Below are 11,546 nucleotides of genomic sequence, written 5' to 3' on the forward strand. Positions count from 1 at the left end.
CTGCGCCTGGAAGCAAAGATAACGACACAAGGAAGAGACCATGAAACGACTGTTACTGCCCCTGATACTGGGCACCCTCCTTTTCAATGGCGCCGCCTGCGCGGGCGACCACCTCTGGAGTCAGAGCCTGCCCGATTACAGCCAGGGTTATGACGAGACGCGGGATCCGGCCCGCGATCTCGCCGCCGCTACCGCCAAGGCCAGTGCCGAGGGCAAGAAAGTCCTGTTGCTGGTGGGGGGCGAATGGTGCAGTTGGTGCCAGGAGATGAACCGCTTTCTAGACCGGGAACCCGATCTCGCCGGCCAGCTCAACCGCACCTTCGTGGTGGTCAAGGTGAACGTCAGCGAGCAGAACAAGAATGAATCCTTCCTGAAAGCCTATCCCGAGTATCTGGGGGTCCCCCACTTCTACGTGCTGGATGCCAAAGGCAAGCTGCTCGAGTCCTTCAACACCGGGCTGCTGGAGAAGGGGAAGAGTTACGACGGGGAGAAACTCGGCAAATTTATCGCCTATTTCCAGCCCAGGACCACCCACGGCTGACTCGCCAGTCAATCAAACAGGGCCCCGCACGGTCAGTGACAGTGCAGGGCCTTGATGGCAGCGCAAACAGGGAAGTGGCATGTCTGCGACAAACAGGCCATCCATCACCCCGGACAAGGACGAAAAAGATGTTGCGAATACTGGGCAAGGCGTCGTCAATCAATGTGCGCAAGGTACTGTGGACCTGTGCCGAGCTGACCCTCCCCTTCGAGCTGGAGGAGTGGGGATCCGGCTTCAAACCCACGGACACCCCGGCGTTTCTGGCGCTCAACCCCAATGCCATGGTGCCCGTCATTCAGGATGAGGATTTTACGCTGTGGGAGTCGAACACCATCATCCGCTATCTGGCGACGCGCCATGGTGCCAATGCACTCTATCCCGCCGAGGCGAGAGCCAGGGCTCGGGTCGATCAATGGATTGACTGGCAGGCATCGGATTTGAACACCGCCTGGCGCTACGCCTTCCTGTCGCTGGTGTGGCGCTCCCCCCAGCATCAAGACCATCAGGCCCTTCACGCAGCTTGCCTGCAGTGGTCTCACTGCATGGAGATCCTGGAGAAACAGCTTCAAACAACCGGAGGATATGTGGCCGGTCCGCACTTCTCGCTGGCAGACATTCCCATCGGGCTGTCAGTCAACCGCTGGCTGGAGACGCCCTATGATCGCCCGTCACTACCCGCCGTGGACGACTACTACCAGCGACTGAAAGAGCGCCCGGGGTTTCGACGCTATGGGGCCAATGGCACGCCCTGAGGCGAGCAAGATAACCCGGGCAAGGAAAGAGACGGCAGACCGGGCCAACCCGCTGGCCCGGTCTGCACAGCTTCAGGGCTGGGCATCCGGCTGATTGGCGGGGGCGGCCTTGATAAAGGCCTGCAACTGCTCGCAGTTGGCGACGATGCGCGCAATGGTGGGGTAATCATCCAGGGTCATGTCGAAGCGGCGGGCGTTGTAGACCTGGGGCACCAGCATGCAGTCCGCCAGGGTGACCTCGTTGCCCACGCAATAGATGCCGGCGGTGGTCATGAGAAGCTGCTCCAGCGCGGTGAAGGTCTCGTCTATCCAGTGGCGATACCAGACATCCCGCGCCATCTTGCTCTGCCCCAGCTCCTGCTCCAGGTAGTGCAGCACGCGCAGGTTGTTGAGGGGGTGGGTGTCACAGGCGATCATGTTGACTATCTGGCGCACCCGGGCGCGCTCAATGGGGGCGGAGGGCATCAGGGGGTAGGCGGGATAGGTCTCGTCGAGGTACTCCATGATGGCCACCGACTGACCCAGATGCACGTCATCGTCCACGAGAAACGGCACCAGCCCCTGGGGATTGACCCGGCGGTAGGCCTTCTCTTTCTGCTCACCCTGCCGCAAGTTGACCGGGTGCTGCTCATAATCGAGCCCCTTGAGTTGCAGTACCAAACGCACGCGAAAGCTGGCCGATGAGCGCCAATATCCAAACAACTGCAGCATAGTGTGTCCCTGTGGTGGCAGGTGTCTGCCACCTGCCGTGTCGCCCGCCCCTCTCGGGGTCGGGCTCTCCTAGCTCGCCCGCTCGGCCGTTGCTTGCGTGACCCGCTGCAAAATGGTGCCAAACAGACTCATCCCGTTGCGATCCTGCATCGCGATGGACACTGTATCACCAAAGCGCAGAAAGGGTGTAGTGGCTTGACCTGACTCGATAATTTCCAGCATCCGCCGCTCGGCAAGGCAGGAGGATCCCCGGCTTCTGTCGTAGTTGGAGACGGTGCCCGAGCCGATGATGCAGCCCGCCCCGAGCGGCCTTGTCTTGGCGGCATGGGCAATCAGCTCATCAAAGGTGAAGGTCATGTCCACCCCGGCGTCGGGCTGCCCGAACAGGGCGCCGTTGAGGTGGGTCACCAGGGGCAGGTGGACCTTGCCATCGCGCCAGTCATCCCCCAGCTCGTCCGGGGTGATGGCCACCGGCGAGAAGCTGCTGGAGGGCTTGGACTGGAAGAAGCCGAAGCCCTTGGCAAGCTCCCCGGGAATGAGGTTGCGCAGGCTCACGTCGTTGACCAGCATCAAGAGCTTGATGTGGCTCGCCGCCCCCTGCGAACGGGTACCCATGGGCACGTCGTCGGTGATGACGGCGACTTCCGACTCGAAGTCGATCCCCCACTCCTCGGAGCCCATCACGATGGGGCCACGGGGCGGCAGGAAGCTGTCAGAGCCTCCCTGATACATCAGGGGATCGTGCCAGAAGCTCTCAGGCATCTCGGCGCCGCGCGCCTTGCGCACCAGCTCCACGTGGTTGACGTAGGCACTGCCGTCAATCCACTGGTAGGCGCGGGGCAGCGGGGAGAGACACGCCTCCTCATCGAAGGGGAAGGCGTCGGGGCAGGCGTCCTCGTTGAGTCGCTGATAGACGTTCGCCAATTGCGGCGCCACTTCGCCCCACTGGTCGAGGGCCGACTGCAGGGTCGGGGCAATGGTCGTCACGTGGACGGCGCGCGCCAGATCGCGGCTCACCACCACCAGGGCGCCGTCGCGCTTGCCATTGTTCAGGGTTGCCAGTTTCATATCGAATTCCTTATTTGCCGAGCGTCTCTGGACGCTGCCAGCTGGTGACATAACCGGGGTGTTCGACCCCTTCGCAGATCGGGCCGACGACCAGGGCATCACGGGTGTCGAGCATCACCGCCACCTCGTCGGTGAAGGTCTTGGCATGGGCCAGCCCCGCCGCAAAGGCCTTGGGATGGGGGCCGTGGGTGAAGCCGGCAGGGTGAAAGGTGACCATGCCCCGCTTGATGTTGTCCCGGCTGAAGAAGTCCCCGGCGTGGTAGAAGAGCACTTCGTCGAAGTCGTCGTTGCTGTGGTAGAAGGGCACCCGCAGGGCACCTGGGTCGCTCTCGATGGGACGCGGCACGAAGGTGCAGATGACGAAGCGGCTCGCCACGAAGGTGGTGTGGGCCGAGGGAGGCAGGTGGTAGCGGTGGCTCATCAGCGGGCGGATGTCCCGCCAGTTGAGGCGCACCACGCACAAGTCCCCGTGCCACCCTTGTGCATCCAGCGGGTTGAACGGCCAGGTGACGACCGAGACCTGATCGTGGCGCTTGATCTGCAGCGACCAGGGGTTTTCATCCTGCTGGGCCAGGAAGCGCTCGTTGATGGCGGGCACGTCCAGGGCCGCCGGATCGAAGATGGCGTGATTGCCCACCAGTCCCTTGTCCGGCAGCTGATAACTGTCTTCCGTCGCCTCGATCATCAGGATGAAGAGGGGTGCGGTGGGCTCGATGCGCCACATGGTGCCACGGGGGATCACCACGTAGTCCCCCTCCCGCAGGGTCAGATGGCCGTAGTCGCAGAAGAAGTCGCCTCCCCCCTCGTGAATGAACAGGAGCTCGTCGCCATCGGCGTTGCGCACCAGAAACGGCATCCTCTCGCTCAGGCGCCAGATGCGGTAGCGGCAGTGGGGGTTGCTGAGCAGATCCGGCATCACCCAGGGGGAGAGGGAGCTCACCTCCTCCTGCAGATCGTTCAAGTCAAACGCCCGTGGCCGAAGCGGCCCTTCCCAGTTGACCCAGTCGGTGGGAGCGTGCTTGTGGTGCATGTGGGTGGCCGGACCGAAGAAGCCCGAGCGCCCCAGCTCGCGCTCATAGATGGCCTGCTCCGGCAGATCGGCATGGGCCTGGCGGGAGTGGGTTCCCTCCCGATGGGGGAAGCTTATCCAGTTACGCATCGCTCGGTTCTCCGTTTTTCTGGCCCTGCGCGGCACTGTTCGCCTCCCCTTGCGTGGATCCGTCCAGCACGCCACGGCGGATCTGATCCAGCTCGATGGATTCGAACAATGCCTGGAAGTTGCCCTCACCAAAGCCCTCGTTGCCCTTGCGCTGGATGATCTCGAAGAACACGGGACCGATGACGGTGTCGGTGAAGATCTGCAGCAGGATGCCGTCCTTCGTCGGCGAGCCGTCGATGAGGATGCGCAGCGTCTTCAGCGCGGCCAGATCCTCCTGATGACCCGCGACCCGGCTGTCCACCTTCTCGTAGTAGGTGTCCGGCGTCGGCATGAAGCCGGTTCCCCGCCCTCTGAGCGTGCGGATGGTGTGATAGATGTCGGCAGAGGCGAGCGCGATGTGCTGGATCCCCTCCCCCTTGTACTGGCGCAGGTACTCCTCTATCTGGGACTTGTCGTCCGCCGACTCGTTGATGGGAATGCGAATTTTGCCGCAGGGGGCCGTCATGGCGCGCGAGTGCAGTCCGGTCAGCTTGCCCTCGATGTCGAAGTAGCGGATTTCCCGGAAGTTGCCGATCCGCTCGTAGAAATTCGACCAGAGGTTCATATTGCCGCGATGGACGTTGTGGGTCAGGTGGTCGATCTCATAGAGCCCTGCATCCACCTCGGCCATGCGGGCCTGCCAGTCGGGGTAGAAGATAAAGTCCACGTCATAGATGGAGCCCCGCTCGCCATAGCGATCGACAAAGGAGAGGGTACTCTCGCCGATGCCGTAGATGGCGGGGATGTTGAGTTCCATGGGGCCGATTTTGCCCACAAACGGCTTGGCCCCCTGGCCGATGGCGTACTGCTGGGCACGGCCGGCATCGCTCACCCGAAACGCCATGCCGCACACGCTCGGACCATGGGCCCGGGCAAACTCCTCCGCCTGGGAGTGGGGCTCGGCATTGACCACGAAGTTGATGTCCCCCTGGCGATAGAGCCAGCACTGCTTGTGCCTGTGCTTGGCCACTTCGGCAAAGCCCAGTGAGACGAACAGCGCCTTGAGGGCCGCAATGCCCTTGAGATCCGGCGCCGTGTACTCGACGAACTCAAACCCGTCGGTGCCAAGGGGGTTGATGGTGTGAGTACGGGAAGAAGGGGTGGTCATGATGCGCTCCTTGCGATGAACTGATAACGAAACGGTTCACGCCGCAAGGGCTCGACAGGCAGCCCGCACGGCGTTGTTAACAACTTGTTTCATTAGAGTGGCGAGCGCAGGGAATGAGAAGGGGCGGCGTTCAGATAGTTTGGCGGGGATCCGCGCCAAAAAATGTAAATGAAATGTGACATAGCAGCCCCGACCTTGCACTGCGCTCGTTAGCGTCCCGCAAGGCTGTCAGCTTTGCCTTACAGCGACCAATAACGGGGTTCGATATGGGGCAGCACCGCCCTCGCCTTTAGCAATCGAGTCCTTTGCGGGTTGATGAGCCAGGCCTGCTCCCCCAACGCCAGCAGGGGCAGATCGTGCAGGCTGTCACTCAGGGTGATTGCGGCCTCCAGGGTCAGGAGCTCGGGCAGCAGCTTGTGCCTGCCATGGCAATAGAAGCGCGGCACCAGGCCGCCGAAACGGTAACCCATCCGCGAGCCGATGATGCGGTGAGGGAGCCTTGGCAGTTGACGATGGAGCTGGGCACGGACCAGGGCGCGGGGACTGGCGGAGATGACCCAGCAGCGGCACCCCTCCCCCGTCAGGAGGGCTCGCGCCTCCCGATACAGGCCGGGCCGGGTCAGGCTGTACTGCCGTACCAGGGCGCGCCAGGCCAGGGGGGATAGCCCGAGGGTGATGGCCCACCAGATGAGTGCAATGCCGCGACTGCGCTGACCTGGCAGCAGATAGATCACGGCACCGAACGCCATCAGTGGCCACAGCAGCAGCGGCCAGATACGGCGGCGCAAGATGAAACGCAGCAACCCCGCATGGCTGTCATCCGGCGCCAGGGTGTCATCGAAGTCGGCCAGGATCCAGCCACGGGCTGGGACTCTCACGGTTGCTGCGCTCATTCGGTGATCTCTGCGATGGCGGCATGCAACTCGGGCAGGAGGAACAGCGCTCCTTCATCGGGCGGACAAACGAGATCGAAGCTCTCACCTGCCAGGGTGAAGGCGAGGCGCCAGGCGTGCAGATAACCGCGATCCGCCGCCGTGCCGCCGTAACGCTCATCTCCGAGGATGGGGGCTCCCACGCTCTTCAAGGCCACCCGGATCTGGTGGGTCTTGCCGGTCCGGGGCTTGATGCGATAAAGGCGCAGCCCCTCGCGCACCGAAACGGAGTCGAACCAGCTGATGGCCGGGTTATCCTGGGTGCGGCTCAGCATCCAGCTGCCGCCTCGCCCTTTCTCCATGTCCCCCTTCACCCAGCCCTGCTTCTTCTTCGGCTTGCGATCGGAGAGGGCCAGATACTGCTTGCTCACTTCCCGCGCCGCGAAAGCCATGCTGAGGGCGCGATTCGCTTCGGGGGTGCGGGCCAGCAGCACCAACCCAGAGGTCATCTTGTCCAGTCGATGGACCGGATAGAGGTCAAGACCGGTATCCATTCTGACCCGATTGACGAGACCCGGCTCGCCGGCATCATCGTGCATGCCAATGCCCGGACGCTTGTTGATCACCATGAAATCTTTGTGCTGCAATTGTATCCGGTACATGTATAACCCTTTAGAATGTTATTTGTTAACAACTTGAATGCAGGCCTGCAGGCCATCTTCATGGACCCTCAGCACAAGAATCGCACGAATGAAAAAATGCCTGTTTTGGCTGTTGTTGCTTGGCATCACTTGCTTCTCGCCCCTCCAGGCCAGTGAACGGACACGTGATCTGCCGGAGAAGGTGGTATTGCAGTTGCGCTGGCTGCATCAGCCCCAGTTTGTGGGCTATCACATGGCCAAGGCCAAGGGGTATTACGCCGACGCCGGTCTGGATGTCGAGATAAGGCCAGGTGGCAAGGGAATAAGTCCGGTTCAGGAGGTGCTGGCCGGACGCGCCGACTTTGGCGTCGGCAACACCGAGGTGCTGACCCACTACGCCCAGGGCAAGCCACTGCTGGCGCTGGCCAGCGTCTACCAGCACTCTCCCTCCATCTTCCTGGCACGCCGCGACAGCGGCATTCTCACCGTTGCGGACATGCGTGGCAAACGGATCATGATGTTTCCGGGTCATCAGGATGCCGAACTGCTGGCCACCCTCTACTATCAGGGGCTTCACGAACGCCAGCTCATCCCGGTACCCACTTCGGTCAACATCGACGATCTGATCGCCGGCCGGATAGACATCTTCAACGCCTATCTGAGCAATGAGCCCTTCTATCTGGAAGAGCGCGGCATCTCGGTGTCCGTCATCAACCCTCGCAACTACGGCATCGATTTCTACAGCGACATTCTCTTCACCACCCAGGCACAGGAGCGGCTCAATCCGGAGCGGGTGGCACGTTTTCGTGCAGCCAGCCTCCAGGGATGGCGCTATGCCCTCACCCACCCCGAGGAAGCCATCGCCCTGCTGCGCACGGAGTATGGCGTCAACCGCAGTCAGGCCCACATGGAATACGAGTTGCAGATGAGCAAGGAGATGATCCAGCCGCTCTATGTGGAGATCGGGTATATGAATCCGGATCGCTTCGCTCACATCATGCAGCAGCTGGTGGAGATAGGCCTCCTTGCCAAACCGGTCTCCCTGACCCGTTTTCTCTATCAGGTTCCCTCAGAACAGTGGAGCTTCTGGCGTCCATGGTTCCTGCTGAGCCTGGGTGTTGGTGGTCTCATCCTGCTGCTCTCCCTCTATCTTCTGATGAGCAACAAGCGGCTCAACCAGGAAGTGACCCTGCGCAAGCAGCGAGAGCAGGAGATACTGCAACTGGCCCGCCTCGATCCCCTTACCGGGCTGCCCAATCGCCTGAGCCTGATGGAGCAGTTGAAACACCAGGTGCAAAGCGACAATCCGGGCTGCCTGCTGTTTTGCGATCTCAATGACTTCAAGCGCATCAACGACAACTTCGGCCACAGCCAGGGGGATGCCATCCTCTGCCAGCTGGCCCGACGGATCCACGACGCCATCGGCCACCAGTGCTATTTTGCCCGCTTGGCGGGGGACGAGTTCATCCTGCTGCTGCCGGGCTACGATATCCGTCAGGCAGAGGAGGTCACCGCCGTGATCCGCCAGGCCATGCAGGCCCCCTTCGTGGTCAATGACCAGCCGATGCAGGTGGGCATCAGCATCGGCGTCAGCCACTACCAGCATGACTGGAGCCCGGAGCAGTGGCTCATCCAGGCCGACAGGGCCATGTATTGTGACAAGGGCGGCCGCGTCATCACGCTGGCGGAGCAGTCCGGCTGACTGGCTCATCTCCCGGCACACAGAGCCGATACCCCCATGAAACCGATAAACAAGAAGGCCACCCCAGGGGTGGCCTTCCTGCATTGCATGAGTCTGACCGCTCTTACCCAAAGGTCTGCCCCAGGGATTTGAGCTGGCGAGCCTTGGTGAGCAGGATGTCGCTCGAGGCGTCCATGTCCTGCATCTTGTTGCTGTTGGTGTGGGAGTGCTGGGAGATGGCGTTGACGTTGCGGCTGATGTCCTCCACCACCGCCTGCTGCTCCTCTGCCGCCGTCGAGATCTGGGCCGAGAGGTCCACCACCCGTTCTATTTCCGCCAGCACCTGATGCAGGCTCTCTGATCCCTGGCGGGTCAGGGTCACGCAGGATTGGGTCTGTTGCAGGTTCTGCTGCATCATTCCCTTCCAGCCGTTCAGGGTACGCTGTATCTGGCCTATGCTGCTCTGGATCTGTTCGGTCGCCTTGTGGGTGCGCGTGGAAAGGGTTCGCACCTCGTCCGCCACCACAGCAAAGCCTCGCCCCTGCTCCCCTGCCCGCGCCGCCTCGATGGCGGCGTTGAGCGCCAGCAGATTGGTCTGATCCGCAATGCCCTGGATCTCGCTCATCAGCACACCGATGCGATCCGACTCCTCCGCCAATGCCACGGCGGCCGTGAAGGCATGCTCTGCCTGGGTGGCCAGCTCCGTCACCCTGTGCTGTGTATCTTCCAACTGCTGGTCGGTGTTTTGGCAGTGCGCCTTGGCCTGGGCTATCTGGTTGTCCGTCTCCAGGATATTGCGGGCAATCTCGTGGGCTGTCGCCGCCATTTCGGTGATGGCCGTCGCCACCTGCTGGGTCTGGACATCCTGTTCGGCGATGTCGGCGCTTGCCTCGCTGGAGGCTGTTTTCAGATGCACCGCGAGATCCTGCAGGGAGAGGGTCGCATCGTCCACTCGTCCAAGGACGGTGCGGATCCTGGCCTGCAACAGCTTGATGTGGAAGTCTGCAATGGCACTGGCATCCTCCCCCGAATAGATGAGCCGGGTCAGGCTGTCATATTCGTCCGCGAGCTGTCGCAGATAACGGGGGGTAGTGATGAGGGTGTCACGATAGATCAGGGCCAGCCACAAGAGAGGCAACAGGGTGAACAACGGCCCCCAGGGCCCCATCAGATAGGCCCCCCCCGCCAGCATCAGCAAGACACCGATGATGGCCAGCCCGTGGCGCATCGGGCGCAGGCTCAATCCGCCCTTTCGCTCCCCCCGCTCCACGCTCTTCAATCTGGCATAGGTGCGCCCGGCCACGGCTTTCATCTCCGGCGCGGCGCGACTGCGGACCGACTGGTAGCCATTGATCCGCCCCTGCTCGAAGATAGGGGTGACATAGGCATCCACCCAATAGTAACGCCCATCCTTGCAGCGGTTTTTCACCATGCCGCGCCAGGGTTTGCCCTGCTTGAGCTTGCCCCAGAGGTCAGCAAAGGCAGCCTTGGGCATGTCCGGGTGGCGAACCATGTTGTGGTGCTGGCCGATGAGCTCGGCCCGGCTGTACCCCGCTACCCGGCAGAAGTGATCATTGGCGTAGGTGATCACACCCTGCAGGTCCGTAGTGGAGACCAGCTGTTCATTGGCAGGAAAATCCACCTCTTCGTCGATGAGATGAACCTGGCTTTTCTTCATGGCGCACACCCCTTGTTTGATCACCCACTGAGCGTAGCCAAACGCCTACGGGCAAGCAACGCAGAGACCCAGTCGGGGAGGATGGCTGAGACACAATTTGCATCCTGTTTGACGCCGCGCAAGATTTTGACCCCAAAAGCCCAGGTTTGGCCAAAAAACACTCGGCATTTTCCCAGGTTCACCGCTCTCCCACACGATGCATCACACCAAAAAATGGTTCCAACGAGTCTGTGGTGCTGGCGTTGCCAGGGGTCCGTCAGGGGAGAGCACACTTGATACGACCTTGGACCTAAGCATAATTGACGTTAACGTAAACGTAGTGTGAGATGATACCGTTCACCCTACACATCCAGCAGACACGCACCCCATGAAAGGAGTCACCATGTCCAACCTCTCCCCCTCGGCCGGCAGGCGTTTTCGCACGGCCCTAGCCAACGAAAAGCCCCTGCAGATTGTCGGCACCATCAATGCCTACATGGCGCTGATGGCCGAGCGCAGCGGCTTCCAGGCCCTCTATCTCTCCGGCGCCGGGGTAGCGAACGCCTCCTATGGCCTGCCGGATCTCGGTATGACTTCCATGAATGACGTGCTCATCGATGCCGAACGCATCACGGCTGCCACCCAGGTGCCACTCCTGGTGGACATCGACACCGGCTGGGGGGGCGCCTTCAACATCGCCCGCACCATCCGCGCCTTCGAGCGTGGCGGTGTGGCCGCCGTCCACATGGAAGATCAGGTGGCCCAGAAGCGCTGCGGCCACAGGCCGAACAAGGCGGTGGTCACGGTCTCGGAGATGGTGGACAGGATCAAGGCCGCGGTGGATGCCCGCCAGGACGAGCACTTCGTCATCATGGCCCGCACCGACGCCCTGGCGGTGGAAGGACTGGGCTCGGCCCTGGAGCGCGCCGCCGCCTATGTGGAGGCGGGCGCCGACATGATCTTCGCCGAAGCGGTCACCGAGCTCGAGCAGTACGACCGTTTCAGGCAGGCGGCCGGAGTGCCCATCCTCGCCAACATGACCGAGTTCGGCAAGACCGAGCTGTTTGACAAGGAGGCGCTCGCCGCCCACGGCGTGGACATGGTGCTCTACCCCCTGAGCGCCGCCCGCGCCGCCAACCAGGCCGCCCTCAACGTCTATCAGACGCTTCGCCGTGACGGCCACCAGCGCGCCGTGGTCGACACCATGCAGACCCGGGAGTCCCTCTACGATTTTCTCGGTTACCACCACTACGAGCAGACCCTGGACAGGCTGTTCACCCAGGATCTGTCGACCAAGGAATAAGACGGCGACCGGCC

General features: G+C 62.1%; 11 protein-coding genes. 4 read left to right on the top strand and 7 right to left on the bottom strand.

The features are described from left to right. The first annotated feature begins 40 nt into the window (after positions 1 to 40). Complete coding sequence (locus AB7E19_RS07610; RefSeq protein WP_322131856.1) at positions 41 to 541, top strand: thioredoxin family protein; 501 nt, start codon at positions 41 to 43, stop codon at positions 539 to 541. Between the two features lie 128 nt (positions 542 to 669). Beyond that, on the top strand, positions 670 to 1,293 hold the full coding sequence (locus tag AB7E19_RS07615; RefSeq protein ID WP_322131855.1) for a glutathione S-transferase: 624 nt from the start codon (positions 670 to 672) through the stop codon (positions 1,291 to 1,293). A 72-nt stretch (positions 1,294 to 1,365) separates the two neighbouring features. Here the strand turns inward: AB7E19_RS07615 and maiA are convergent, their stop codons facing one another. From maiA to AB7E19_RS07645, 6 genes are all read right to left on the bottom strand, one after another. Further along, positions 1,366 to 2,004, bottom strand: a complete 639-nt coding sequence (gene maiA, locus AB7E19_RS07620; RefSeq protein WP_322131614.1) for a maleylacetoacetate isomerase — start codon at positions 2,002 to 2,004, stop codon at positions 1,366 to 1,368. A gap of 69 nt (positions 2,005 to 2,073) precedes the next feature. Continuing rightward, positions 2,074 to 3,072, bottom strand: a complete 999-nt coding sequence (locus AB7E19_RS07625; RefSeq protein ID WP_322131613.1) for a fumarylacetoacetate hydrolase family protein — start codon at positions 3,070 to 3,072, stop codon at positions 2,074 to 2,076. A gap of 10 nt (positions 3,073 to 3,082) precedes the next feature. Continuing rightward, entirely contained in the window at positions 3,083 to 4,231 is a 1,149-nt protein-coding gene (locus AB7E19_RS07630; RefSeq protein ID WP_268453140.1) for a homogentisate 1,2-dioxygenase, read from the bottom strand. Next, positions 4,224 to 5,378: a 4-hydroxyphenylpyruvate dioxygenase gene (hppD, locus tag AB7E19_RS07635; protein ID WP_268453139.1), complete on the bottom strand. Its 1,155-nt coding sequence runs from the start codon at positions 5,376 to 5,378 to the stop codon at positions 4,224 to 4,226. The genes AB7E19_RS07630 and hppD overlap by 8 nt, the downstream gene beginning before the upstream one ends. A gap of 239 nt (positions 5,379 to 5,617) precedes the next feature. Beyond that, complete coding sequence (locus AB7E19_RS07640; protein ID WP_322131612.1) at positions 5,618 to 6,271, bottom strand: HAD family hydrolase; 654 nt, start codon at positions 6,269 to 6,271, stop codon at positions 5,618 to 5,620. Beyond that, positions 6,268 to 6,912, bottom strand: coding sequence for a TIGR01621 family pseudouridine synthase (locus AB7E19_RS07645; RefSeq protein ID WP_102948537.1), 645 nt, complete (start codon positions 6,910 to 6,912; stop codon positions 6,268 to 6,270). The genes AB7E19_RS07640 and AB7E19_RS07645 overlap by 4 nt, the downstream gene beginning before the upstream one ends. A gap of 88 nt (positions 6,913 to 7,000) precedes the next feature. On the opposite strand from AB7E19_RS07645, the gene AB7E19_RS07650 reads away from it, so the two are divergent. Then, entirely contained in the window at positions 7,001 to 8,593 is a 1,593-nt protein-coding gene (locus tag AB7E19_RS07650; protein ID WP_322131611.1) for an ABC transporter substrate-binding protein, read from the top strand. A 103-nt stretch (positions 8,594 to 8,696) separates the two neighbouring features. Here AB7E19_RS07650 and AB7E19_RS07655 read toward each other — a convergent pair whose 3' ends face one another. After that, positions 8,697 to 10,250, bottom strand: a complete 1,554-nt coding sequence (locus AB7E19_RS07655) for a methyl-accepting chemotaxis protein (protein WP_113070098.1) — start codon at positions 10,248 to 10,250, stop codon at positions 8,697 to 8,699. 382 nt (positions 10,251 to 10,632) lie between these two features. Here AB7E19_RS07655 and prpB point away from each other — a divergent pair, with 382 nt between their 5' ends. After that, on the top strand, positions 10,633 to 11,532 hold the full coding sequence (gene prpB, locus AB7E19_RS07660) for a methylisocitrate lyase (protein WP_322131610.1): 900 nt from the start codon (positions 10,633 to 10,635) through the stop codon (positions 11,530 to 11,532). Positions 11,533 to 11,546: the final 14 nt, after the last annotated feature.

Source organism: Aeromonas sp. (assembly GCF_050252055.1).
GTDB lineage: Bacteria > Pseudomonadota > Gammaproteobacteria > Enterobacterales > Aeromonadaceae > Aeromonas > Aeromonas caviae.